The organism is Celeribacter baekdonensis (genome assembly GCF_003047105.1).
Classification (GTDB): Bacteria; Pseudomonadota; Alphaproteobacteria; order Rhodobacterales; family Rhodobacteraceae; genus Celeribacter; species Celeribacter baekdonensis_B.
Genome location: NZ_CP028475.1, coordinates 2,218,139 through 2,243,534, shown reverse-complemented (window position 1 = coordinate 2,243,534; position 25,396 = coordinate 2,218,139). Strand labels below are relative to the sequence as shown.

Sequence of the window (25,396 nt, the reverse complement as noted above, 5' to 3'; positions counted from 1 at the left end):
GCTGGCCTTACTTGTCCTTGCCGGAAACACCGTTGCGCTCAGAGGCACTGTCATGGTTGGAGACACTGGCACGCAAGGCCGAAATCCACGTTCCAACCACCTTAACAGCCTCGCTGCCTTTGCCCAAGATCTCGCCGATCTCCTGCGCGACCATGTCGTGCTTTGTGTTTTCGGGGTCGGGCAGAGGAGGAAGGATATGGGAAAAATAGGTTTTGTCCAAGACCCGGTGCAACAGGCGTTCTCCCACAAAGGGTTTGCCGCTGTTGAGGGCGCGCGCGCCTTTGATCATGTTGCGAATGTCATATTGCGTCGGGCTGATGTCTGGCACTTGTTTCGGGATGTTGAGGAGTGTGTAAACCCCGATCCGCGCCGTGCGGATGGACGCCTCCATGGTAAAGATGATGTCGTTGCGGGTCTCAACAAATTGCCCGATCAGACCAAGGTTGGTACATCCGTCCGGCACTGGACGGGGGCGATCCCCTGCGGCGCGTTTCATGAACTGCGCGGTGATATAAGGCATCAAGGCCGTGCGGACTTTGGTTTGGGCGGCGATCGCGTCCAGATGATCTTTGAGACCGAGGTGATGGCACAGCTCCGCGAGAATTTCATGGCCGGTACACTCAGGCATCGGCTTTTTGATGAAATTCCCGTCCTTGTCCATCAACAGACCGTACACCCAAATCACCAGCGTATCGTCAGGTTGATCCGGGAAATGCGGTTGGCGGTTGATGGTAACACTCATGAACCAGTTGGAATCCGTGAACGTGATGATGCCGCCGGTTACAGTGCGACCTGAATAAGGGTCGTTGACCGACAGCTCGGTGAGCTTATCCACCAGCGGCGAGGGCTTGCAGGTCAGCGTGGCAGATTCCCACATCGACTGATCCGTGTCGCCGTAGAATTTCTCGGGCTTACCGAAGACAGGGGATTTTTTGGCCAGGTTGGTCCAGAGGGCCCAGCCGCTGTTTTCGCCCGGAGTGTGGCGATCCACGGTCAATTCAGGCACCGTGTCCATATCGCCATAGGCGGTGTTTTCCGTCATCGACCCGGTGAGCGCAAAGACCAGATCGCCGGGCGCCACATCAATCTGTTGTTCTGCGCCATTCACGACACAGCGCAGCCCGGTGACGGTTTTTTTGTCGCCAGACAGGGTCATGTCGAGGTCATAGACACGGGTGTCCAGTTGGACCTTGACGCCTTTGTCGCGCAGCAATTTGGCCAGCGGTTTGATGAACGTATCAAATTGGTTGTATTTCGGGAAAACCAGCACCGACATGTCACCAAACCCATCTATGGAGTCGAGAAAGCGGTGCATGTAGAGTTTGGTTTCCAAGAGGCTGTGACAGTTCTTAAACGCGAACATACTGCGGAACAGTGACCAGAAATTGCTCTGCAAAAATCCTGCGCTGAAATACTCTTCGATGGTGATGTCATCCAAGTCTTCTTTGCGTTTCAGGATCAGTCGGATCATTTCCCACTGTTGGGATTTTGACAGGCCGAAATCGGTGAAATCCATGATCTCACCGCCGTTGCGCATCAAGCGGGATTTGGAATAATTCGGGTCATTGTCATTGACCATCCGATATTCATCAAGCACCGAATAGCCCTCGGGCAGTTCCGCCGCAGGCACGTCTTGGAACATATCCCACAGCGTGTCGTAGTTCCAATTCATCTCCCGACCGCCGCGCACGATATAGCCCTCCTTTGGCGTGCCCGCGCCATCCATCGAACCGCCTTCGACGGACATTTCTTCGAGGATGGTGATGTTTTCAGCCGGCATGTGGCCGTCGCGGATCAGATAAAACGCCGCGGAAAGCCCCCGATGCCACCCCCGATGATATAGGCTTTGCGGGTTTCAATGCCGGGGGTGGGCAAGGGGCGATGCCGTGCATAGGGCGCGATGAAATCCGCCGGGGGCAATGTGTTCAGCGCGCGATTGTGCCAATAGCCTGAGGTGGCGTCCGGCTCATGTTCGAAGCCGGCGGGGGCGGTTGTTTTGACGTCAAAACCTGGAATGGTTGGGGTGGCCATAGTCTGTGTCCTTTTCTGTGCAGGTCGATTGTGACGACTCGCTTAAGTTCTGAATTTAAAATATCATGTGATATTTGAAATTCATATGACATCCGAATGCGTCAAACCCGCGCGGGTCAGGTGGCAGGGTCAAAACAGGGGGGAGCAGTGATGAGGTCTGTGACATGAGCCGGTTTGCCAATGGAGCGATGTTCGCGCTGTTTTTGCTCAGCCATGCGATTCAGACCCGACCAGCTCAGGCGCTCTAGGCTCACTGCGCAAGATTATGCTATCCGTTCAGCAGAAGACCATGACCTGAACGGAGGTCAGTCCTATTGGAGCAGATGCGGCACTCAATGACACAACACCCGGTGACCAAAACGGTGCGATCTGTGGAGCGCACCCTGCAGATTCTGGAATTGATGAACCGCGCGCCTGTGGTTCGGGTCCAATACCTTGCCGAGCAGACCGGTTTGCCCGCGCCGACGGTGGTGCGGTTGCTCGAAACGCTGGTGGTCGCCGGATATGTCCGTAAACTTGGACGGCAGGCTGGCTATTGTGTGACCGAGAAAGTCGCGGCTCTTGGGGCAGGGCATCACGGGTTGCCGGAGATTTTCGACGTCGCGCGGCATGCGGCGGAGGATCTGACGAACCGCACCCTCTGGCCCACGGCGCTTGCGACCCTTGATGTCGATGCTTTGGTGATCCGGTTCAGCACCATCCCAATGAGCCCGCTGTCGCATTACCAATCCACGATCAACCGGCGGATGACCTTATTGGATTACGCCCACGGACGCGCCTATTTGGCCTTTTGCCCGGCGGCGGAACGGCGGCATTTGATTGCCTTGCTGCAACAGGCCGCTACGACGGACGCCGAAGCGCAGGCGATCGCACAGCGGGCCGCCTCTGTTGTGACGTTGACCCGTGCCAGTGGCTTTGGCGAACGGACGGGAAATATACAGCCGGAAACTCATTCGCTTGCGATGCCGCTGCGGATGGGGGCCAAACTGGTGGGGACGCTGGGGATCACTTATTTCGCCCGCGCACAAGTGGATGTGGCCACGCTTAAGGCTGAATTAAAGGCCGCCGTCGCCATCTGTGAGGGCAGAGATCAATCTGCGGGGTAGGGTGTTTTTGCGCGTTCGTCGTCCTTGCCTGAGGCCACGATCCGCGGGGGCGCCGTCAAAAGATATTCAACATAGTCGAGGGCCGACTGCGCGACGGCACGGTCCTCTTTTTCTCGCACGCCGGTTAGGGTGAACGCGGGCAGGTAGTGCATGCCGGTGTGAATGGCGAGCAACTCGAAGGGTGTGGTGATCTCGTCCAACGTGCGACCATACCGGCCCTCGGGCCTATAATCGCGCCCGTTCGAGCCGGTGGAAAACGCAATGCCAAAGGTCTTTTGGCGCAGCGCCCGCCCGCCGGGACCGTAGGCCCAACCGCGTTTCAAAATGGCAATTTTCCAGAGTGACAGCAGGGGCGGGCAGGAATACCACGTCAACGGAAATTGCAGCACGATCCGATCATGCGCCGCCAACACAGCGCGTTCGCGTGCCCCGTCGATCTGACCATCGGGATAGTCGGCGTAGAGATCGTGGACGGTGACGGACCCGCGCCCCCGTGCCGCCTTGGCCCATGCTGCGTTGATCCGGCTGCGCTCCAAATCAGGATGCGCGATGATGACGAGTGTCTGAGCCATACAATCCTCCTGGCGTGTCTAAGCAGACTTTCCACCCCAAACGCGCCGTCTCAAGCCCAGCCTTGAGGAATTCCACTCTGTGAAACTGGTTCAGGTTTTCCATGCAGGCCGAGGAGGGTTGTGACACCTCAAGATGAGAGAGAAACTCACAGGAGATCAGCCCCATGTTTGACGACAGCGACCCGCGTAAGGCGCTCCTGACAGCATCCGCTTCGGGCACTGGCCGGTCGTGCGGCCCGTTTTCACCGCCCGAGATCGGCCATTTTACCCAAGAGCCGCCGGTCGAGACCGGCGAGGGATGGCGTGCGTGGATGCTCTGTGCCACCAATATGGTGCTGCGCGTGGTTGAGTTGGATGGCAGCGCCACGTTCGCACGCTATGCGCATGTGGATGAATACATGGTGTTCTCGCTTGAGCCATCGGTGCGGTTTACCATCACAACCGAGGCTGGCGATGTAGACGACCATGCTGGCAACCACCTGTTCATTGTTCCTCCGGGGACCAGCACGGTGAGGGTGCGTGGCAAAGGCACCGTCACGTTTCTCTATACCACGCGGGCGGCGGATTTGGTGGCACAGTGTCCAAATGCAAAAGCCTCTGCCGATGCCAACCCGGTCATCCCGCCGTTTCAGGCTTGGCCCGATCCGCCCCAAGGGTTCCGTCTGCGGGCCTATGATCTGGAGGTGCCGGATCAAGTCGGGCGCTTTGGCCGTATTTTCCGGTGCACGACGATGATGGTGAATATCCTGCCGCGTTTCATGGCACCGCGCGACACCTCAAAAATCTCGCCGCATCACCACGCGACGTTTGAGCAGATATCTTTGACGCTGGACGGTGATTTCGAACATTTCTTACGGTGGCCGTGGACGTCGAACCAAGCGCATTGGCTGGAGGATATGCGGATCATATGTAGCAGCCCGTCGGCCACTGTGTTGCCACCGCCCGCGATCCATACGACGCTCTGGGTTTCGGACGAGTCACAGATCGTTGATATTTTTTCACCCCCCGCATGGATTTCTCGCGGCGCGATGGTTGGGTGTTGAACGCGGCTGATTACCCGATGGCACAGACAGATATCGAATAAAGGATGTGTGAGGGAGGGCGTGTCAGGCTTTCGGCTTTGGACCGGCGTCGCCAATATCGCCAATGTCACCAAGCGCGGGCATACTGGCGATGACAATTTTTTCAAGCGCGATGTCCGGCAGGGTGGGCAGCGGGCGGTTTGAAAAATCATGCGCCTGCGCGGCACTCATCCCGAAGGCGAGTAGGATGTGTTCCGAAATCTGTTCGGCGTAGCTTGGTGGCGTGCAGCCCTGCGTGATCGACACCATCGCTGCCGCAACCGATCCCATAAGGATATCGCGCCCAATTTCTGCCGAGCTGATATTGAAAATCCCAGCGTCAAGACCACGTCGGATTGTCACCAAAGAGTTGTGCCAGACCGTATCCCCAAAGGTGTGCCCCGGTGCGCTGGAATGGATCATGGCCCAGCCCCATGCCGGGTTTCCTTCCGCAGCACGCAGGTAGTACCGGATGGCGACTGCGGTCTGTTCAGCGGGGCCATCAAGCCCTTCAAACATGAGATGAACCGCGCGGTCAAATTCGCCGGTCAGCTCTTCTTGGAGTTGGTATTTCAATTCCTGAAGATCGTCGAAGTGATTGTAAAAGGTGCCGCGTGCGATACCGGCGGTCTTACAGATGTCCTCAATGCGTGAGGTCAGTCCAGCCTCATGGCCAAAGCACTCAAAGGCCGCTGTCAGGATCGTGTTGCGCGACTTTGCACGCCGCGCAGCCCCAATTTCTGCACGCCGTTCATTGTTGATCGTACGGTAGCCCAGCTCCGTGAGGGTGTTCTCGCTGGTATTGGCCATGATCCTGTACCGTTTTTATTGGTCTTGTTCGATGCGCAGAGACGTTTGAGATCTGTTTGGATGTCAGTCCAACCCGGTCCTTTTTGTCGGTGCCAACTATGCTCTGACATATGGCTAAGGTCCAGTGCTCTCGGGTTCGAAAAGCGACTCATTCCAGTCTGTGCGATGGTTTTTCAGAAAGAGGGCATTTGAGGATCAATCGTAAATGTCGGAATTTTTGAGGCGGATTTATATGATCAACTATTTGATTTAATATAAAAATATACCTATTTTTAGTCGAGGGCCGCAGCGGCTTTCAAGACAGGGCTTGCGCTTTCCAATTCCATCAGGTGGAACTTAAAAAGTGACTATTTGTCATTTTGACATTTTGTCGTAGTCTGATTCATGCAGCTGGAGGGCTGTATGGAACACACCGGCTAGGGAGAGCCGTAGGGAGGAAATCGCGATGAACGCCGCACCTTTACCAAGCTGACCTTGTTGATGCCTCGTGACGGCTTTGCTCACGAGGGCCTCTGACATGGGTCGCCAGCTTGGCGCAGACCACACACATATTCCAGCCTGACCGACTTGCCTGCGCGTGACGTGGGGGAGGAAGGTTTGCCCGCCCAAAAGGCTCGGTCGCATCCGGCGGAGCCTTACGACACCCGGCAACGCAAAGCGCGTTTGCCGATCCAAACACTTTTGACTGATCACGAGAAGGACCATGATATGGGTATCAATCGCATCGACCACGCCGCGATCTATGTAGGCGACCTCGGTAAGGCGCTGAGCTGGTACGAGGACGTGCTGGACATGACCGTTCTGTCGCGTACCGACGACACGGTGCATCTGGCTTGCCGTGGCAAAGCGGCCGACCTGACACTGGTCAAGGGCACATGCTCTCTCGACAATTTCACCTTTGGCGTCGATGACGAACAGGACCTCGACCGGGTTGCCGCGACCCTGACGAAAGAAGGTGTTGCACATGAGCGTTTCGCCGGGGACAGCCGTCCGGGCGAGGGCGCTGCGTTGAAATTTCATCTGCCGTCGGGCCATGAATTGCGCCTTGCCACCGGTGGCGCCGAACGCCGTGCGGGGATTTCGGATTTCGACTCCAAGGGCTCCTTTGCGCCCTCCGACATGGACCACATCAACCTGCTGGGCGAGGTGGAGCCTCAGGTGATGCGCGATTTCTTGATGATGATTGGTTTCAAATCGTCTCTGAACATCTCGATCAACGGAGAGTTGGCAGGCATCTGGTTGCGTGGTTCCGAATATGACCACGACATCGCCTATATGAAGGCGGTGAACCCGGCGCACCGTTTGCACCACGTGGCCTTTGCCGTGGAAGACGGCAACCACTATTTCCGCCTGTCCGACCGCCTCTTGGAAACCGGACACCGCTGGGAATTCGGACCGGGCCGTCACAACGCGGGCTTGGGGTCTTCCACAGGCTTTGGCACCAACAATTACGCCTATGTCTTTGATCCCTTCGGCAATCGCAACGAGTTCTCTTCGGGGATGGAAAAATTCGCGGATGATGCCACGCCTTTGGACGTGAACATTGGGCCTGAGCGTCTGGCCGATGTGATGAATGGCTGGGGGTATGAGATGGCTGAAACCTTCATGACGGTCGGGTCGTAACCGCACCGTGACGCCTCTCCCAAGTGCGGGAGTGGCCAATTTGAAAGGGCATCCCATGATCATGACAGTTCAGCAGTTTCACGAGGTTCAGGACCTCATCTTACGGTTTTGGGCCTGTGTGGACGAGATCGCAGAGATCGAAGGGGCAGCGTTGTTCACGGCGAAGGGGGCGCTGGTGATCGAAACATTCCGGGCCGAAGGGCAGGAGGCACTGACACGCTATTTCACGGCGCGCCGCACGTTGTCTGTCGAACGGCAGCGCAGCACGCGACATCTCTGTACCAACCTGCGCCAACTGCCCAGAGCCGGGGTGCGCGAAGGCGGGGTGCGGATGGTCGCGACGATCACCGTGTTTTCCGGCACAGGCCCACGCCCCATCGCGTTGGGCGCGCCGTCCTCGCTTGCGGATTTCACCTTTGACTGTGTCGAGACGGGGCAGGGTTGGAAATTCACCTGCGTCTCCGGCGCGCTGATTTTTGCCGGAGCCGACACGCCCGATCTCCAAAAGGCCGCGGCCGCCGCGCAAGGAGAGAGCACATGAAAAAAGTCGCTCTGATCCACGGCTGGGGCGGGTCCTACAGTGCCACATGGCAGGCGGATGGGTGGGACGCGGCGCTCCGCGCCAAAGGGTTCACGCCTGTGGGGGTGGACATCGCGGGGCACGGGGCCGCTGGGGGATCGCACCTATCTGCGGACTATGCCGACCTGGCCAGTGATCTCGCCTTGAAACTGCCAAGCGATCTTTATGGTGCCATCGGATTTTCGCTGGGTACGAAACTGTTGCTTGAACTTGAGGCCCGCAACCCCGGCGCCAACGGGCGGCTGGTCTTGGGCGGCATCGGGGATAATCTTTTTGCCCCGGAGCAGGTGGGGCCGACCCTTGTCGCCGCCCTGCGTGGCGACCTGACGGAGCATCCGCCACAGGTCGCGGCTCTACTGGCCTATGCGGGCAAAAGCGGCTCTGACCCCGCCTGTTTGGCCGCTGTTCTGGAACGGCCCGCCAACCCTGTGCTCACTGAGGCGCGGTTGGCCACGGCACAGGCCCCGATCCTGATTTTCAACAGCACGGAGGATGCCGTGGCCCAGCCCGATGCCCGCCTTCGCGCTGCATTGCCCGCCGCAGAGCATCAATTGATCGACGGGACAGGCCATGTCGGCCTGACCTCTGACGCACGGTTTCGGGACGCAGCCATCGCGTTTCTGAACCAGACCTGACGCCAAAAGGCGCAGCCAATACCCAAGGGAGGACACCCATGTTTGACGATACAACCCAGATCATAGACCGCGTTCGCGCCATCTTGCCACAGATCGCCGCCAATGCCCAAAAAGCCGAGGATGACCGCATGGTCCCGGCCGAAAACATCGCCTTGCTCAAGGGCACCGGCTTGCACCGTGCCTTTCAACCCAAGGCCTACGGCGGGTTGGAGATGCCGCTGCCAGAGTTCGAAAATGCCATTGCGTTGATCGCCACGGCATGCGGGTCGACGGCATGGGCCTTTTCGCTTTTGGCCGAGCACAACCATCAGATTGCGCTCTATTCCAAGCAGCTTCAGGACGAGATTTGGGGCGATGACCCCGACACGGTCGCGTCCTCCTCCATCGCCCCCTATGGCAAGACCACCGAGACCGAGGGCGGTGTGCGCTTTTCCGGGGAATTCGGCTGGTCCTCGGGTTGTGATCACGCGCAGTGGGCGATCCTTGGCTGTCTTCGTGACGACGCGGAGTTGGGCAAAGTTTATAGCTTTGCGATCCTGCCGCGCTCGGATTACGAAATCCGCGACAATTGGTACGCCAAAGGCATGCGCGGTTCTGGCTCCAAAACCATTGTGGTCAAGGACGTATTTGTGCCCGAGCATCGCATCGAAAGCGTCCCGGCGCTGATGTCGTTGACTTCGGCGGGTGGCGCGCTCTACCCCGACAGCAAGACCTACCATGTGCCGTTCATCTACGTGTTCGCCAGCTGTTTCTCGGCAGTCAGCCTCGGCATCGCAGAGCGTATGCTCGCGCTTTACACCGAACGCACCCAAGGCCGCGTGCGTGCCTATACCGGGGCCAAAGTGGGCCAAAGCGTCCCGGCCTGTATGCGGCTGGCCGAAAGCACACATCAGGTGGCAGCGGGCCGGGCTTTTCTGGAAAAAACATGGGACGACATGCGTAGCCATGCCGAAAGCCGGGTGTTCCCGGATCCACAAAAAATGGCCTTTTGGCGCACCAATCAGGCCTATGCGGTCAAAATGTTCGTCGCCGCCGTGGATCGGTTGTTCGAGGCGTCAGGGGGGTCGGCATGGTTTGATGAGGCCGAGGCGCAGCGGCTGTTCCGCGACAGTCATATGACCGCAGCCCATGCCTACACAGACTACGACATCTGTGCGCAAATCCTCGGGCGGGCCTTGATGGGGCTGGACCCGGACCCCTCCCTGTTCTGAGGCGGACGGCCCACTTCGTCCTCTCGCAGTGGGCCACAGCCCCCCAATTCACTCTGATACACCAAACTGTCCAACAGCAGAGGTTCCTCATGGTACCCCAAGGTTTCCCCGTCGCGGAGGGGTTTGATCCGCGTGCCTTTCGCGCTGCGCTCGGCTGCTTTGCCACTGGCGTCACCGTCATCACCGCACAGGCCAATGACTGTCGTGTCGGCGTGACCGCCAACAGCTTCAATTCGCTTTCCATGGATCCGCCCCTGATCCTGTGGAGTTTGGCCAAATCCTCGTCGAGCTATGCGACCTTCGAGGCGGCCAGCCACTTTGCGGTCAACATTCTGGCCCATGACCAGATCGCGGTGTCCAACCAATTCGCACGCCCCAGCGACGACAAATTCGCAGGCCTTGAGGTGGAGGAGGGCATGGGCAGGTGCCTGTTGTTGCCCGACACCAGCGCTACGATTCAATGCGCGCAAGAGAGCATCGTCGACGGTGGGGATCATTGGATTTTGATCGGGCGCGTCACCGCGTTTGAAACCTCCGAGCATCCGCCGCTTTTGTATCACCGCGGGGCCTATTCCCTGGCTCGCCCGCATCCACAGGTCGCGGCCAAATGACCTGTTCCGCGTCTATGCCATCACCGCAAAACCAAAGAGGGACTATCCGTATGAAGATCAACCTTAGCCTTGCTGCCGGAGCCACAGCACTCGGTCTGGCGGCCACGCCAGTCTGGGCCATCGACGTTGGACCCGCCGATTACACGATTGTTCCAAGCGGAACCACGGTTGGAATGGTGTATTACCAGCACCTCAGCTCAGAGACCTTCCGGCTTGGGGACACCGAGGTGCCCGGTTCAGAATTTGACGCCAATGTCGCCATTTTGCGGGGGCTGCAGTACAGCGAGATTGCCGGGCTTCCCGCCGTCTGGCATCTGGTGATGCCCTTTGCCGACATCTCAACCGCAGATCTTGGTGGGCTGTCACAGGCCACCAGCAGCGGTCTTGGCGACACGACAGTCGGCCTGACGCTCTGGCCGGTGCAGCCGTCGAACCCCGACACGGGAACGACCTTTGGGGTGTCGCTTTTTGCCACCGCGCCGACCGGCAGCTACGACCCAAGCCGGCTCGGCATTGGGGAAGGCACCTGGACACTCACCCCGCAGGTTGGGATCATTCAGGGGCTTGGCAATGGCTTTTTCTTTGATGGCGCGTTGGATGTGGCCTTTCAGGCCGATCACACCGAGGCAGGCGTCGACTATGGACGCACACCGTCGTGGCAGGGACAAGCCATGCTGCGCAAACAATGGGGTCCGTCCTCAATCACCATTGGCTATTCTGGACAGCGTGGCGGCGCGCAGGAGGTGAACGGGGTTGAGACCGGGGTAAAGACCCACCGCGATCAAATCCGCCTCTATGGAACGCATTGGCTCAACCAGACAACGCAGCTTCAGGGCATGTATGCCAAGGACATCGACGTCGAAGGGGGCTTTGAATACGATAGCGTTGTGCAGCTGCGGATCGTTAAAGTTTTCTAATCTCGCACTGGCCCGAGCGATGACGTTCGGGTCAGACCAACGAAAGGACTGAACGTGCCCAAGACCATCATTTCCTGCGCCATAACCGGGTCGATCCATACCCCGTCCATGTCGCCCTATTTGCCCGTCACTGCCGACCAAATCGCGGAGTCGGCCATCGGTGCGGCTCAGGCTGGTGCGGCTGTTTTGCATCTGCACGCGCGTCATCCCGAAACCGGTGCACCCAGTCAGAACCCGGACCATTACGCCGCCTTTCTGCCGCGGATCAAAGCGGCCACCAATGCCATCGTGAACATCACCACGGGGGGCGGTTTGGGGATGTCGATGGACGAACGTATCGCCCCCGCATTACAGGCTGCCCCTGAATTGGCCTCGCTGAATATGGGGTCGTTCAACTTTAATATTTCTGCCGCTGAAAAGGCGCTGAAGGATCCGCAGCCTTGGGAAGTCGACTATCTGCGTGGCACGCGGGATCTGATCATGTCGAACACCTTTACCCAGATCGAGCAGGTGCTCAAACGCCTGTCGGATGCGGGCACGCGATTTGAATTTGAATGTTATGACACGGGTCATCTTTATAATCTGGCGCATTTTGCCGATGCCGGACTGGTGAAGCCGCCGTTCTTTGTTCAGAGCATCTTTGGGATCACCGGCGCGCAGGGCACCGACCCCGAGAACCTGATGCATATGAAGGCCACGGCTGACCGTCTGTTTGGCAAAGACTATGTGTTGTCCGTGTTGGGTGCGGGCCGGGCGCAGTTTCCGCTGGTGACCATGGGGGCTATTCTCGGCGGTCATGTGCGGGTCGGGCTTGAGGACAATCTTTATATTGCCAAGGGACAATTGGCGGACAGCAACGCGCAAATGGTGGCCAAGGTGCGACGCATTCTTGAAGAGTTGGGTCATGACATTGCCACCCCCGACGAGGCCCGCGCGATTTTGGGCACCAAGGGTGCAGATCAGGTGGCGTTTTGATGCGGACCGGTTTTCGCTCCCGTCTGAACGCCAAAGAGTCGATGCTGGGGAGTTTTCTCAAAATCCCTTCGACCCAACCGGCCGAAATCCTCGGCCATCTTGGGTTCGATTTTGTGGTGATCGACGAAGAGCACGCACCGCTGAACCCGGAAACCACCGACGCCATTCTTTTGGCTTGTCGCGCTCATGGCATGGCGGGGTTGGTGCGGGTGCGTGCGCCCAAAGACATCCTACGGGTTCTGGACAGCGGGGCGGACGGGATTTTGGTGCCCCATGTCAGCAGCGCGTCGGTGGCCCGCGATGTGGTGGCTCAGGCGCGTTATGCCGGCGTGCGTGGGTTTTCGCCCACAACGCGCGCGGGCGATTTCGGTGCGGTCGATATGGCCACGCATCTGCAAACCCAAGACGCGCGCTGCGCCGTGATCGCCATGATCGAAGATGCCAACGCCATAGGCGCGATTGACGAAATCGTGCAGGTCGAGGGACTGGATGCTCTGTTCATCGGACGGGCGGATTTGGCTGTGTCGATGGGGGCGAGCGCACAGGATGGCGGGTTGGATGTGGCAGTGAACCGGGTGTTTGAGGCCGCGCGTGCCAAAGGGCTTGCGCTCATACTGCTTGCAGCAAACGCCACGGAAATCGCAACGCTGCGTGACTTAGGGGCGACCGCGTTTCTGATGGGGTCAGATCAAGGGTTCCTGCGGGCTGGTGCCAAACACGCGCGTGACAGTCTTTTCTAAGACGAACGGCTGTGAGGGATGACAGCGCGCGCTGCACGGGGCGCTGTGTCCGTTGATGTGATGATCACCTTTTCGCAGGATGACCTATGGTGGGATTGAATCGTTGTCCTATGAGGCTCTTGGGGGCGTATCGGGTTTGAAACACGGTTTTGATGGGGCGCGCGGTGTAGAGTGCCATGGTATAGAGTGCCAGGGTTCGGGCGATGAGGATCGACAGCCTATGTCGAACCTCGCATAGAATTTGTTGAGCCGCGCATAAGATCACGGATCACCGAGAAACCGACGGATTGCGGTGACCATCGCACCATGAGCGGCCAGTCGTGACGCCTGAGATTGCCCACACAGCATTTCATCACCCCCATCTTCGCGAAGGATTTCAGGCCCCGCCTCTGTGCAGACTGCGAAGGCATCAGAGAGTGTGACATTTAAGGCCAAAGTGTCGGGGCTCGCATCTGTCGGCAACGCAGCATCGCCACTCAGGGCGATCAAAAGAACCGGGACGTTTCTCGTTGAAGTCTCAGGGTCGAAGGCCGCCAGATACTCGGGAGCGATCGCTATGGCCGAAGTGATCCGGCTGTCACGCAAGGGCTGCTGCTATGGGGTCAAATCAACCGTTGCAAGATCAACGTCCTGGGCCGCATACCAAGCACAGTCCGGGTGCCGTAAAGCACCATGTCGCATCAACGCCGAGGCGACGGCCACCCTGGGGATGGCCGTCGCGCTGTCATCCGAGCTGCGTTGCTGTGCCGCGCAGATGTTCCGTCCAAGTTGGTCAGGCGAAGGCAAGCCCTTCACGCCGGGTTTTGAATTCGACCATGTGTTGATCCAGCATGTTGCGGGCGGGTTCGGACACTTCGGCAAGAGGCATCCGCACGGCGGTGCCATTTAACCCCCGGCTGGACATGATATATTTGACCGGGGCGGGGCTGTTTTCGATGAACATCGCATCGGCAATGTCACGCAAGGCTTCATGGATGTCCAAGGCCCGCGTCCGATCTCCGGCGTTCCAGGCATTGTACAGCGCGACGCAGATTTCCGGGTCATAATTTGAGAACACAGAGGTTAGCCCACATGCGCCGAGTGCGTAGAACGCCAGCGCCAGACCGTCATCGCCACAATGCACCGCAAGACCCGGGGCGGCGGTGCGCAGATCGGTGACGCGGGCGGGGTCGCCGCCGGCTTCTTTGATCGCAACAACATTGAGGTGGCGCTGGGCCAAGGTGCCTGCCGTTGCCGGAGCAATCTCGACCCCGGCACGACCGGGTACGGAGTACAGGACCACATCGGCCGTGGTTGCATCTGCGACGGCGGAGAAATGATTGATCAAGCCCTGCTGAGATGGCTTGTTGTAATAGGGGGTGACGAGCAAAACCCCATCGACACCAAGGTCTGTCGCACGGCGCGTCGCGGCCACAGTTTTTTCTGTCGAATTGGACCCTGTGCCTGCGAGAATATAGGCCTTGCCCTTCGCGCGTTCGACGGTGTGGGCGATGACCGCTTCGGCTTCGGCGCTGCTCAGTGTGGCGGCCTCGCCGGTGGTGCCGACGGGCACAAGACCCGTGATGCCTGCGGCCAATTGGCGGTCAATGAGGGCATCGAACGCGTTCCAGTCGATTTCGCCGGAAGCGGTGAACGGGGTGATGAGGGCGGTAAAAACGCCATCGAAACGGGACAGGTCGGACATGGGATTTCTCCGTTAATGATCAAGCATATCTTTGGGGGTGTAGAGCCCATCGGCGTGTCCGATGAGCCAGAGCGCGGCCTCAAGTGCCCCTGCGGCATAGGCCGCACGGGTGGTGACCGAGAGGTCAAGGCGAAGCTGCGCGACGTTGTAATTGAACGAAACCGTGGTGATCCCAGCCGTGTCGCCAATCCGTTGAATATCAAGGTCGACATCGTGCCCGGTGACGGCACTCAACTCGCGGGCAAGACGTTGGGTCGTGCCCGAGGGGGTGGGCTTTTTGGCGGCTTTATAGACCTCGGCCACCGTAATGGCCGCGTCTGGCACAGCTTTGGCCAATGTGAGTGCGGTGGCCACGAAAGCCTCAAACCCTTTGGTGAAATTCGCGCCGATCAGGATCGGTCGCTGCGCGGCTTGTGCGTTAAGCCGCGCCGTTTGGTCCTGTGAAAACCCGGTGGTGCCAATCACCAGAGGAAGGGGATTGCCCTCAAGCCGATCAAGCAAAGCCATCACCGCCGCGGGGGTCGAGAAGTCAATGAGAACGTCGGCGTCCTTTAATGTGGCCTCAGACAGAGGAACTGTATCCTCCTGCTGCGTGCCGCTGATGGCCTCGACAAGTGCCAACTCCGGGGCCTGTTCAATCAGGGCGCGCAGCTCCTGTCCGACTTTGCCCGTCGCTCCGAGTATGGAAATGCGTGTCATCATTGGCCTCAATCAATCACGACTTTTGTTTCGCTCATTTCGCGCAACGCGATCCGCACGCCTTCGCGGCCAAGGCCGGATTTGCGCACGCCACCAAAGGGCACATGCTCGACGCGGAAATCAGGGCCTTCGTTGATCATCACGCCGCCGACCTTGAGCTGACGAGAGGCCAGTTTGATCGCGGTGTGATCGTTGGTGTAAATCCCGGCCTGAAGTCCGAAACCAGCGGCATTCACTTCGCGGATCGCGTCGGCAAGATCGGTGAAGCCACGCATCGAAATCACCGGGCCGAAGGTCTCTTCCTGCATCAGTTTCGATTTGGGGTCGATGCCCGTCATCACCACCGGGTCAAAATGGGTATGTTGGCGCCGACCGCCCGTGAGCACATGAGCGCCGCCTTCGACGGCTGCTTTGATACGGTCCTCAATCTCGATGGCGGAGGCAGCATCAATCACAGGGCCCATAACTGTTGCGGGGTCGGCGGGGTCGCCAAAGCCGACTTTGGCCACTTCAGCCAGCAGGCACTCGGTGAATTCGGCCTCAATCGCGTCATGCACATAGAGCTTTTTCACCGCGGCGCAGCTTTGCCCGGCAATCTCATAGCGCTGGGCCACGGCGGTTTTGGCAGCGGCTTCCAGATCGGCGTCGGGCAGGACGAAAAGCGGATCGTTGCCGCCAAGCTCCATCAAGCACCGCACCAGACCCGACGCGTTTTTGAGAGCCAGACCGGCAGAGGGACCGCCGGTGAAGCTCAGAAGATCAATCGGCGACTGCGCCAGTGCGATTGCGGCTTGCGCGTCACCCTGCACAATCTGGATAAGCCCCTCGGGGGCTCCGGCCTTTTGGCACAGATCAATCAGCATTTGCGCGGCCAGCGGTGCTTTGGGCGAGGGCTTTGCAACAATGGCGTTGCCTGCGGCAAGTGCCGGACCGAGCTTGTGGCATAAGAGGTTGACCGGATAGTTGAACGGGGTGATCGCACCGACGACACCCACCGGCTCATATGAAATCACCGCCTGACGATCCGGGCCGCCTGCAACGATACCAGTGTGCAAAACGTCGCCGTCAAGAAAGGTTGCGGCATCGCCCGACAGGCGCAGGGTGTTTTGGGCGCGACGGATCTCATTGCGGGCTTCGGTGATCGTCTTGCCCATCTCTTGGGAGACGGTCTGGGCCAGGGTCTCGGCGTGTTGCCCCATCAGATCAGCGATTGTGTTCAACAAACTGCGACGCTCATGCGGGGTGGAAAATCGAAACTCTTCGGCGGCCCGCGCAGCGCGGATCACCACCGCCTGAATCTCTTCGGGGCTATGGGCGCGGATCTTGCCGACGAGCGTGTTGTCATAGGGATTGCGCACGTCGATTTCACGAAGGGCAGAGGAGGGGGTGCGGTGAACGTTCATCATTGTATCTCCAGGGAAAAATCAGTTTGCAGCTTCGTCGGTGGCTGCGAGGATGTCGCGAATTCGGACGGGTTTGAGGGGCCAACGGGCCCCGCGTAAATCTGCGAAATTTGCGGTGTGTGGGGAGAGTTCTGCGACCCAGTCGAGGCATTGTCGCCCCTGACAAGGCCCCATGCCGACCCGTTCCCCAAGGCGCAGGCTGCGCCCCGTGGCCGGGCCGTGTTCGCAGGCGTGCAACACTGCGTGCCGTAGATCGCCCAAGGTGCGGTTTTCACAGCGACACATCACGGTGTCGTCAGGCAGATCACGCAGTCCGGTGGTTTCGGGAAGCTGCGGCGCACGTTGAAAAAGCCGCGCAAGGCTGATTTGAGCCTGTGCATATTGTGGCGACAGCGTGGAGGTGGTGTGGCTATCGTGCAAGGCGGCAAGCACCTGTTGCGCCGCAAGCCGACCGCTGTCTTCGGCGGCATGACGGCCCAGAATCTGTGCACAATCGCCTGCGCGCACAACCGGGAGGCCCGGTGGGGGGGCCGTCAGCCCGTAGTCATTGGAGGCCAGACCGTCATGCAGGGCGATATGATCGGCCCGGATCGTGGCCCATCGGCCTGTTCGGCTGGTTTGGGCCAAAAGATGATCGCCTTCACGGCTGATCCGGGTCAGATCGGTGCCGGTCAGGATTGGAACGCCCGCAGCGATCAGACGTGTCATATACCCGGCGGCCTCGATCAGCACCACGCGAGGGAGCGTGCGGGCCTGAAACGCATTGTGGAAGGGCCGCCCCGTTTCGAGAATCGCGACCGGTGGCCGTCCTGCACGCGTCAATTGCGCTCCGATGGCATAGAGCAAAGCGCCGCTTCCGGCGATGATCACCCGGTTCGGTGGCAGGTTTCCGGCGGTTTTCAAAGCGATCTGCAACGCCCCCGCGGTGCTGACACCCGAAAGGGTCCAGCCCGGACGCGGACGCACACGTTCACGCGCGCCAGTGGCAAGAATGACGGCGCGCGGTTTGAAAATCAGCCCGGCTTTGCCGGTCAAAAGCGCGGTGCCCTGCGGATCGAGTCCGGTGAAACTGGTGCCACAGCGCAGGTCGATCTGTGGACGCAAGCGGTCAAAATCGGCTTTCAGTCTGAGGGCCTCTTTGGCATGGGCGACGTTTCCATGCGCGCTGCGGCGTAGCGTGGCATAGACGGCTCCGCCTATGCCCGGCGCGTGATCGACAAGCACAGGATGGTCCCCGGCTTGGGCGAGAGTGATCGCGGCGCGCACCCCGGCAGGGCCTGCGCCGACAACAAGAATACGGCGATCAGTCATGAGGGGCCTCCCGCACGGGGGACACGGCAAGGTCAGGTTCACAGAGCGTCAGGCAGGCTTCGGCGACACCCTGACCTTTGATCGCAACAAGGCAATTCTGACATTGGCCGATGCCGCAAAACAGAGCCGCATCCAGGCCGGTCAGACGCGTGCCATATTGGTCAATGCCTGCACGGGTCAAAGCCATGGCAACAGTGTCACCCAGCGTGAAGGCGAGGGGATGGCCTCGCCACAGAATGGTCTGGGTCGTCATGCCGGGATCTCCTCTTTGACGAGAAAGCGCGTGAGGGAGAGCGGTGCCAGCGTCGGACACATCCGCCCTCCGGTCACCTCTGTGGTGATTTCGCGACCGATCAGCGCGGACAGGCAAATCCCGTCCCCTTCAAAGCCGGTGGCACAGATCACATTTGGATGGTTTGGCAGGCGGCCGACGATGGGGGTGCCATCTGAGGTGGCCGTGCGCACACCCGCGAAGACCCGCACAACGCGTCGGTCTGCAATGGCAGGGAGGCACTCCGTCGCACTGTGCAGTAGGCGCCGCACGGTTGCGATGTCCGTGTGAGATTCAGTGCCATTGTTCTCGCGGCTGGAGCCGATCAAAATCTGTCCCGTCGCCAAAGGATCAATCACAACCGGGATTCCGGCAGTCCCATGTCCGCCGGGTTTTTTGTCAAGAAGATAGGCGGCAGAGGTCAACAGACCGGGGAGGGCTGTTTCGCCCGCTGTGCCGCGATCCGTGACGATCAGTTGCCCAGAGCGCGCAATCAGCGGCAGGTCGGGAAACAGGGCGCGCGTGCCCAGCCCGGTTGCGATCACGAGGTGGTCACACAGGAAACGGCCTGCGGTACTCTGGACTGTCACGCCATCGTTGGTCGTTTCAAAACCTTCGACTTGGCAGGGCCAGTAGCGATCGCAGCCAGAGGCTTGCAGATAGCGGAAGGTGGCGAGATAGCCCAGCATATGGCCCTCTCCCTGAAGCTCCATAACCCGTTCGACAGCGGGGCCAAGGCCCGTGATGCGAGAGGTGCGCGCCGGGCTGTCTTGGCGGATATGGACGGGCAGGCCCTGTGCGTCGAGCATCTGCGAGAGCGTGTCGAGCGCGGCCATTTCGGGCTTTGATCGCGCAAAAAGAAAACTCGCGCGGGGATGAAAGACGCCGTGCAGCACCGCGTTTTGATGCGCCAGTTCATGAGTATACGTGAGCGACTCTCCGGCCAAGTCGGCCATCACCCCCGGACGTTTCGTTGCCACGGACACGGCCCCGTCGGAGGCCCCGGAGGAGGCGGCCGCAGGGCCACGGCTGTCGAGCACAGCAACCTTTAGTCCGCGTTGTGCAGCATGCCATGCCACCGAGGCCCCGATGATGCCTGCGCCGACGATGACAAGATCGTATTTTTGAATGGGCTGCACTGGGATCGCTCCGTTGTCGTTCCCTGCGACATTCGGCAATCCATGACCTGAAGGCGATGTAAATTTATGCAGCCAAGATACAAAAAATATTGGAATTAAGGCGATTAGGATGATCGAAGTTTCTTAAGTTACAATAAAATTTGTAACTTTGATGTTTCATCTTGTATTGAGTGAAAAGGGATTAACGGGTGACTTGGAGGCGGAGGGCTGTAGATGTCCTTGGCAATGAATTCAGGCGGGGGTACGTCCGCCAATCCCAACATGGAGACGAGAATGAAGCTCAGAACCCTTATACGTGGTGCTCTTGCCACGCTGGCCACGGCGGCGACTGTCGCCTCTGCTCAGGCTCAGGACAGCAAGATTGATGAAATTCGTGAACGTGGCACGCTGCGTATGGCGGGCATCCTTGCTGAGGAGCCTTATTTCGCCAAAGATCCACGCACGGGCGAATGGCATGGTTTTGCTGTTTCGATGGCGCGCGACATTGCGGAAACGCTTGGTGTTGAACTTGAGGTGATCGAAAGCAGTTGGGGCAATTCGGTCCTCGATGTGCAATCGGGCAAGGTGGATATCGCGCTGGCGCTGACCGCGATGCCGAAGCGCGCGATGTCGATCGATTTCTCGGCGCCGACATATTACAACAGCTTTGTCATCGTGTCGCCGAACGCGGCGTTGGCGAACAAAAGCTGGAGCGAGTTGAACGATCCGCAATACACTTTTGCGGTGGATCTTGGGTCAGCGCAGGACAATATCACCCGTCAATTCCTGCCGAATGCGGATATATTGCGGTTCAAATCGCGCGATGAAGCGGTGATTGCGGTGGCCACTGGCAAAGCAGACGCTTTGGTGAACACGGTTTTGAACGGCATGGTCATGTCGAAGCGAAACGATGCGATTGGCAAGGTCTATGTCCCCACTCCGACGCTTGCCTCCCCCTCTGTTATCGGTCTGAATTACGATACGGACGACGTGTGGAAATCCTTCATTTCGGCTTGGGCGGATTACAATCGCCGCATCGGCAACAACCAGACTTGGATTGTTGAGAGCCTCGCACCTTTCGGAGTGTCCTTGGGCGATCTCCCCGCTGGCTTCAATCTGGGCAACTGATCCGCTTTCCCCTTTCCCCTGCCGGTGCGCTCATTGGGGCGCACCGGCTCATACTCAAAGAGGCCCTTCATGTACCATTGGGACTTTTACACGGTTTTTCAGTCCTTCGATTTGATGTGGGACGGTCTGGTTACGACCTTTCTCTATACGATCGCCTCCATCAGCATGGGTGTGATCGTTGGTCTTGCAACGGCGTTTGCACGGCTGTCGAAATGGCGGCTCCTGCGCATCGTTGCACGCAGCTACCAAGAGGTTTTCCGCTGTACGCCGCTTCTCGTACAGATCATGTGGGCCTATTACGCTTTGCCGATGATCCTTGGGATTTCGATCCCGAACTGGGCGGCGGGTTTGACGATGCTGTCGCTTTACGTCGGCTCTTTCTACGCCGAGATTTTCCGTGGCGGCATCAATGCGATCGACAAAGGTCAAAGCGAGGCGGCGCTTTCTGTTGGCATGTCGCAGGCTCAGGCCCTGCGCCACATCATCATGCCGCAGGCGATCAAAAAGATGCTTCCGGCCTTCATCAACCAGTCCGTCATCCAGGTGAAAAACACGTCGCTGTTATACGCGATCTCCATCGCTGAGCTCACCTATATGACCTATATCGTCAACAGCGAAACCTACAGGCCGCTGGAAAGCTATACGCTTGCCGCCGTGATGTATTTCGCCATGCTTTTCCCGCTGACCCAGTTCGCCGATTACTTTGAGCGCCGTATGCGCCGGAGCGACTGATATGCCCAAGGATTCTGACATGACTTCCGCACCTATCCTGTCCATCCAAGATCTCACGAAAAACTATGGCGAGTTGGAGGTGCTCAAGGGCATCACTCTCGACGTCATGCCCGGTGAAGTGATTGCGATCATTGGCCCCTCTGGTTCTGGGAAATCCACCTTCATCCGCTGTCTCAACATGATGGAGGTGCTCAGCTCCGGGTCCTTCCGGTTCCGAGGGGAACATGTTTCGCCGGATTTCAAAGATAAACCGGGCGCTTTGGGCGCGGGGACGTTGCGGCGCAAGGTCGGCATGTGCTTTCAGCATTTCAACCTTTTCCCGCATCTCAAAGTGCTCGACAACGTCACCAAGGGACCGATCGTGGTTCTGAACGAAGACCGCGCGAGCGCTGAAGCGCATGCCATGGAATTGCTTGCCAAGGTGGGGCTTGCCGATAAGGCGCAATGCTATCCAAGCCAACTGTCCGGCGGTCAGAAACAGCGCGTCGCGATTGCCCGCTCTCTGGCCATGCGCCCGGATGTCATGTTGTTCGACGAGGTGACCAGTGCGCTTGATCCGGAACTGGTTGGCGAGGTTCTCGAAGTGCTGCGCGAACTGGCGGAAGGGGGCATGACGATGGTGCTCGTTACCCATGAAATGGCCTTTGCCGTCGAGGTGGCTGACCGTGTGATTTTCATTGATCAAGGCGTCATCGCGGAACAGGGCACGCCAGAGCAAGTGATGCGGGCGCCGGGGTCCGAGCGTTTGCAACTGTTTCTCAAAAGATTTCATGCGTGAGGCAGGGCAAGATGCGTGGCGACACACATAAAATCCTGATCGTCGGCGGTGGGCGCACGGGGGGCTGCATTGCGCGATTGCTACAGGCTCATCCGGGCTTCTCGCCCTTCGTTTTGGACATCGACTATGACTGTGTGCGCGCGCTCAAAGCCAAAGGCATTTCTGCGGATCATATGAGCGGGGCGGAGGCGGACCGTCTTGCCCGTCATCTGCAAGGCGCTGCGGCCGTGATCTGTGCGGCCCCGCCTTCGGTTGCGCCCATCGTTGCCCGTGGCGCGGCCCAAGAAGGGTGTGCCTATCTCGACCTGTGCGAAGATCCCAAAGCCCTGTCAGAGGTCGCCCGGATTGCGCAAGACGCGCAAAGCCCCTTTGTCAGCGGGTGCGGTTTGGCACCAGGGTTGATTTCTCTGATGGTCGAAGACCTCGCCTTGCGCAGCCCAAAAGAGGCGGAGATCACGGCATATGTCGGGGTGTTGCCCGCCCAAAAGCGCAACCGTCTGGGCTATGGCGATATGTGGGATATTCAGGCGCTTTTGTCCGAATACACCAATCCCTGTGTTGGATTGTCTGATGGGGCTTTGGTGACGGTGCCTCCGCTCACGGGGTATGAAACCTTGACCGTTGCGGGCGAAAACTTTGAGGCTTTCACGACCTCAGGCGCGTTGGATGCGCTTGTACCGGGATATGCAGGGCGACTAAAAGGGTTGAGTTTCAAGACGTTGCGCTATCCGGGGCACCTCGACTACATTTCCTTCCTGCTCGACGATCTTGGTCTGTCCAAGCGCCTCTACATGTTGCGCAACCTGCTTTTGACAGGGCTGGAACGGGTCGAGGCGGATAAGGTGATTGTTCATCTCGTCTGCCGACATCAGGACGGCGAGAAAACGCTCACCAAGGTGTTTGATGGAGGAGACAGTCAGGGGAACTCGTCGCTTTCGGCGCTCGCACATATCTCGGCCAGTCATGCCTGTGCGGTGTTGGATCTTTTGACGAGGGGGGCGGTCCAGCAAACAGGACTGTTGCATCCAAAGGACATGTCCTTTGATCTCATGGCGAAGAGCACCTTTGCCAAATCTCTTGTGGGAGGCCTTGTCTGCCTATGAGGAAAACATTGTTTTATGACGGAGCCATATGACCCTTAAATCCCCCACACCGCATACGCCAAAGATCGACATTTCTTTGCTGCAAACCTTTCACCTCGTTGCAAAGACCGGGTCTTTTTCGGCTGCGGCGCGGGAGTTGAATATCTCCTATCAATCGGCGGCAAACCATGTGCGGCGTCTGGAACAGCTCTATGGCACGCAGCTCGTCAAGGCGGAGAAAGGGTCACGCGAAATCACCCTGACGGCACCGGGGCGGGCTTTTCATGCCTCTTTGGGGCCTGAACTCGACACGATTTTGGCGCGGATCTCGCTTTTGATGCGGGATGTGCATTCGGTGATGCGCTTTGGTGTGCCTCAGGCCTTGTTTCACCATTTTTTCCCCGAGATTGTGCGTCAGGTGCGCGAAAGCCATCCAGACACGGAGTTGAATTTCTTTGAACGCGACACCGTTCTGGCCTCGATGATGGTGAATGGCGAATTGGATGCCTGTGTCTGCGAGCGCTTTTTTGGCGACCCGAGTATTTCTCAAGTGCTGTTGGGGGAATATCGGCTGGCGCTTGTTTACCCGCAACAATGGGGGGTGACGTTGTCCAGCCCCGAGGACATCGCCGCCTTCAACCAGCGTGATTTTATCACTTATGAGCCGGGACAAACCGTCCGGTCTCGTGGCATCGACTTTCTGTCCAATTATCTTGGCGGCCCGCCCGCCAATTTGACGACCGTTTCAGGGTCCACGTCGGTTATGGAGCTTGTTCAGGCCGGGTTGGGCTATGCCATCGTGGCCGAATGGGTGGCCTCTGCCGCAGAGGATAAGGTGAAATGGATGCCGCTGGACGACATGCAAACGGTCAAAGTGTATTTCGCCAGCCCTGCCTTCTTATCACAAGAGCCTGTTTTGGTTCACACGCGTGAAATTTGCCGGAATGTGATGGGATTTAAATCCTGATTTTTAGACGTGATCGGAGTTTGGTGCGAGTGCGGCACATGCGGGCAAGCGATGTTGTTTTGGACGCTCCTCACGCCTCAGATTGGGCGGCGATGGTCCCAACCGCATTGCGGGCCACATCACCACGGCATGGCTTCAAACGCCTGCGATAGCCTATGCGTGCAATATATTTCATGCGGTAGGACTTATTGACAGGCGACCGTCGGCACGCCCATGCTGACGGCACGAAAAATCGGACAGCCGCCCCGGAGGAGTCAGAGGGAAGGGTCCGAAAGGGAGGACTACCAGATGAAAGCGACGTTTTATGCGGCGGCAGCCGCCTCTTTTCTTGTGTCCGGTTTCGCCGGAATGGCCAGTGCTGAGGGCGTAGATGAGCCTTGGGCCGAAAGCCCGTTCCGCTGTGAGCCGGGCGAAACTTACGTGATGAATGTGATGGTTTCCGGCGTAGAATACTGGTTCCCAGTCTACGAAATGTTCAAACAGGCCGCCCATCAATTCGGGTGCGAAGCGGATTACACCGGCACGCCAGAATATGACATCAGCAAGCAAATCGCGAGCTTTCAGCAGGCGCTGACCAAACAGCCTGCGGGCATTCTGTTGCACCCGATGATGCCAGATCCGTTCATCGGCCCGATCAATCAGGCCATCGAACAAGGCACCGCAATTGTGACCTTTGCCGCCGACAGCCCAAATTCAAACCGCACCAGCTATATCACCTCCGACAACTTCCGAGAGGGCGCAGAAGCGGCCCGCCAAATCGCCGAAGCCTTGGGGGGCAAAGGTCAGTACGCGGTTCTGGAAAACCCCGGTCAAGACAATCATGACCGACGGATTGCGGCCTTTATTGCAGAGATGGACCAGACCTATCCGGGCATGGAATTGGTTGGACGCGCCTCCACAGGGCAAGACCCGAACAAGGCCTATCAAGCGACCTTGAGCCTTGCACAGGCCCATCCTGATTTGGATGCAATCTTTATGCCAGAGGCCTCATCGGCCATGGGCGCGGCACAGGCGGCAAAGGAAATCGGCGGCGATCTTAAAGTCATGTCGGTTGACGTAAATGCCAGTGTGCTCGACATGATCCAAGCGGGCGAGATGTTCGCAGCGATCAACCCAAACCAAGGCGCACAGGGGTATTATGGCTTTCTTTTGCTGTGGCTGGCGGCACATCCTGAGCTGATTGATCCGATGAACGACTTTGAAAGCGCGGGCTTTAACCCGATGAGTATTCCGGTGCTCGACAATGGCTTTTCGGTCGTCACACAGGAGAATGCCGGGAATTTCTACTGGGACAAATATCTGAAAAAGCGCGGAACGCGCGGCGTGGACGGCTAACACCGGCACGATGGCC

General features: G+C 58.6%; 27 protein-coding genes. 16 read left to right on the top strand and 11 right to left on the bottom strand.

All coding sequences use genetic code 11. The features are described from left to right. Positions 1-7: 7 nt before the first annotated feature. Together DA792_RS14605 and DA792_RS22455 are read right to left on the bottom strand one after the other, a co-directional pair. Positions 8-1,780, bottom strand: coding sequence for an oleate hydratase (locus DA792_RS14605; protein ID WP_199908072.1), 1,773 nt, complete (start codon positions 1,778-1,780; stop codon positions 8-10). 14 nt (positions 1,781-1,794) lie between these two features. Further along, positions 1,795-2,031 (bottom strand): hypothetical protein, encoded by a 237-nt coding sequence (locus DA792_RS22455; RefSeq protein ID WP_199908071.1) that lies wholly within the window; start codon positions 2,029-2,031, stop codon positions 1,795-1,797. A gap of 335 nt (positions 2,032-2,366) precedes the next feature. On the opposite strand from DA792_RS22455, the gene DA792_RS14600 reads away from it, so the two are divergent. Then, a complete protein-coding gene (locus DA792_RS14600; RefSeq protein WP_199908070.1) occupies positions 2,367-3,137 on the top strand; it encodes a DNA-binding transcriptional regulator in 771 nt (256 codons plus the stop codon). On the opposite strand, the gene DA792_RS14595 is transcribed toward DA792_RS14600, so the two are convergent. Continuing rightward, a complete protein-coding gene (locus DA792_RS14595; protein ID WP_107720583.1) occupies positions 3,122-3,709 on the bottom strand; it encodes an NAD(P)H-dependent oxidoreductase in 588 nt (195 codons plus the stop codon). The genes DA792_RS14600 and DA792_RS14595 overlap by 16 nt on opposite strands. 164 nt (positions 3,710-3,873) lie before the next feature. On the opposite strand from DA792_RS14595, the gene DA792_RS14590 reads away from it, so the two are divergent. Then, positions 3,874-4,752: a hypothetical protein gene (locus DA792_RS14590; RefSeq protein ID WP_254679262.1), complete on the top strand. Its 879-nt coding sequence runs from the start codon at positions 3,874-3,876 to the stop codon at positions 4,750-4,752. 63 nt (positions 4,753-4,815) lie between these two features. Here DA792_RS14590 and DA792_RS14585 read toward each other — a convergent pair whose 3' ends face one another. After that, positions 4,816-5,580 (bottom strand): TetR/AcrR family transcriptional regulator, encoded by a 765-nt coding sequence (locus tag DA792_RS14585; RefSeq protein ID WP_107720581.1) that lies wholly within the window; start codon positions 5,578-5,580, stop codon positions 4,816-4,818. Positions 5,581-6,288: 708 nt separating this feature from the next. Between DA792_RS14585 and DA792_RS14575 the strand changes: the two genes are divergently transcribed. The 8 genes from DA792_RS14575 to DA792_RS14540 all read left to right on the top strand — a co-directional run bounded on the left by DA792_RS14575 (position 6,289) and on the right by DA792_RS14540 (position 12,872). Further along, positions 6,289-7,203: a VOC family protein gene (locus DA792_RS14575; protein WP_107722719.1), complete on the top strand. Its 915-nt coding sequence runs from the start codon at positions 6,289-6,291 to the stop codon at positions 7,201-7,203. 55 nt (positions 7,204-7,258) lie between these two features. Next, positions 7,259-7,744: a nuclear transport factor 2 family protein gene (locus DA792_RS14570; protein WP_107720578.1), complete on the top strand. Its 486-nt coding sequence runs from the start codon at positions 7,259-7,261 to the stop codon at positions 7,742-7,744. Then, complete coding sequence (locus DA792_RS14565; protein WP_107720576.1) at positions 7,741-8,418, top strand: alpha/beta fold hydrolase; 678 nt, start codon at positions 7,741-7,743, stop codon at positions 8,416-8,418. Before DA792_RS14570 ends, DA792_RS14565 begins: the two co-directional genes overlap by 4 nt. 38 nt (positions 8,419-8,456) lie before the next feature. Then, complete coding sequence (locus DA792_RS14560) at positions 8,457-9,629, top strand: p-hydroxyphenylacetate 3-hydroxylase oxygenase component (RefSeq protein WP_107720574.1); 1,173 nt, start codon at positions 8,457-8,459, stop codon at positions 9,627-9,629. A gap of 89 nt (positions 9,630-9,718) precedes the next feature. Then, positions 9,719-10,240 carry a flavin reductase family protein gene (locus DA792_RS14555; protein WP_107720572.1) on the top strand — a complete coding sequence of 174 codons (522 nt, stop codon included), beginning with the start codon at positions 9,719-9,721 and terminating at the stop codon, positions 10,238-10,240. Positions 10,241-10,290: 50 nt separating this feature from the next. After that, positions 10,291-11,157, top strand: a complete 867-nt coding sequence (locus tag DA792_RS14550) for a transporter (protein ID WP_107720570.1) — start codon at positions 10,291-10,293, stop codon at positions 11,155-11,157. Between the two features lie 54 nt (positions 11,158-11,211). Beyond that, positions 11,212-12,132: a 3-keto-5-aminohexanoate cleavage protein gene (locus DA792_RS14545; protein WP_107720568.1), complete on the top strand. Its 921-nt coding sequence runs from the start codon at positions 11,212-11,214 to the stop codon at positions 12,130-12,132. Then, positions 12,132-12,872, top strand: coding sequence for an HpcH/HpaI aldolase family protein (locus DA792_RS14540; protein WP_107720566.1), 741 nt, complete (start codon positions 12,132-12,134; stop codon positions 12,870-12,872). Before DA792_RS14545 ends, DA792_RS14540 begins: the two co-directional genes overlap by 1 nt. Positions 12,873-13,133: 261 nt before the next feature. Here DA792_RS14540 and DA792_RS14535 read toward each other — a convergent pair whose 3' ends face one another. The 7 genes from DA792_RS14535 to DA792_RS14505 form a co-directional block, all read right to left on the bottom strand. Further along, entirely contained in the window at positions 13,134-13,457 is a 324-nt protein-coding gene (locus DA792_RS14535) for a hypothetical protein (protein WP_159075284.1), read from the bottom strand. A gap of 187 nt (positions 13,458-13,644) precedes the next feature. After that, a complete protein-coding gene (gene dapA, locus DA792_RS14530) occupies positions 13,645-14,556 on the bottom strand; it encodes a 4-hydroxy-tetrahydrodipicolinate synthase (protein ID WP_107720562.1) in 912 nt (303 codons plus the stop codon). Between the two features lie 12 nt (positions 14,557-14,568). Continuing rightward, positions 14,569-15,258: a dihydrodipicolinate reductase C-terminal domain-containing protein gene (locus DA792_RS14525; protein ID WP_107720561.1), complete on the bottom strand. Its 690-nt coding sequence runs from the start codon at positions 15,256-15,258 to the stop codon at positions 14,569-14,571. Positions 15,259-15,263: 5 nt separating this feature from the next. Next, positions 15,264-16,661, bottom strand: a complete 1,398-nt coding sequence (locus DA792_RS14520) for an aldehyde dehydrogenase family protein (protein ID WP_254679261.1) — start codon at positions 16,659-16,661, stop codon at positions 15,264-15,266. Positions 16,662-16,679: 18 nt separating this feature from the next. After that, positions 16,680-17,969, bottom strand: coding sequence for an FAD-dependent oxidoreductase (locus DA792_RS14515; RefSeq protein WP_107720556.1), 1,290 nt, complete (start codon positions 17,967-17,969; stop codon positions 16,680-16,682). Then, a complete protein-coding gene (locus DA792_RS14510) occupies positions 17,962-18,222 on the bottom strand; it encodes a 2Fe-2S iron-sulfur cluster-binding protein (RefSeq protein ID WP_107720555.1) in 261 nt (86 codons plus the stop codon). Before DA792_RS14510 ends, DA792_RS14515 begins: the two co-directional genes overlap by 8 nt. After that, complete coding sequence (locus tag DA792_RS14505; protein ID WP_159075282.1) at positions 18,219-19,379, bottom strand: NAD(P)/FAD-dependent oxidoreductase; 1,161 nt, start codon at positions 19,377-19,379, stop codon at positions 18,219-18,221. Before DA792_RS14505 ends, DA792_RS14510 begins: the two co-directional genes overlap by 4 nt. A 273-nt stretch (positions 19,380-19,652) precedes the next feature. Between DA792_RS14505 and DA792_RS14500 the strand changes: the two genes are divergently transcribed. The 6 genes from DA792_RS14500 to DA792_RS14475 all read left to right on the top strand — a co-directional run bounded on the left by DA792_RS14500 (position 19,653) and on the right by DA792_RS14475 (position 25,380). Continuing rightward, entirely contained in the window at positions 19,653-20,486 is an 834-nt protein-coding gene (locus tag DA792_RS14500) for a transporter substrate-binding domain-containing protein (protein ID WP_107720553.1), read from the top strand. A gap of 69 nt (positions 20,487-20,555) precedes the next feature. Beyond that, positions 20,556-21,218 (top strand): amino acid ABC transporter permease, encoded by a 663-nt coding sequence (locus tag DA792_RS14495; RefSeq protein ID WP_107720552.1) that lies wholly within the window; start codon positions 20,556-20,558, stop codon positions 21,216-21,218. A gap of 19 nt (positions 21,219-21,237) precedes the next feature. Further along, positions 21,238-21,996 (top strand): amino acid ABC transporter ATP-binding protein, encoded by a 759-nt coding sequence (locus DA792_RS14490; RefSeq protein WP_107720551.1) that lies wholly within the window; start codon positions 21,238-21,240, stop codon positions 21,994-21,996. 11 nt (positions 21,997-22,007) lie between these two features. Then, a complete protein-coding gene (locus DA792_RS14485) occupies positions 22,008-23,099 on the top strand; it encodes a saccharopine dehydrogenase family protein (RefSeq protein ID WP_107720550.1) in 1,092 nt (363 codons plus the stop codon). A 28-nt stretch (positions 23,100-23,127) separates the two neighbouring features. Then, a complete protein-coding gene (locus DA792_RS14480; RefSeq protein WP_107720549.1) occupies positions 23,128-24,045 on the top strand; it encodes a LysR family transcriptional regulator in 918 nt (305 codons plus the stop codon). Positions 24,046-24,333: 288 nt separating this feature from the next. Further along, entirely contained in the window at positions 24,334-25,380 is a 1,047-nt protein-coding gene (locus DA792_RS14475) for a substrate-binding domain-containing protein (protein ID WP_107720548.1), read from the top strand. Positions 25,381-25,396 lie beyond the last annotated feature (16 nt).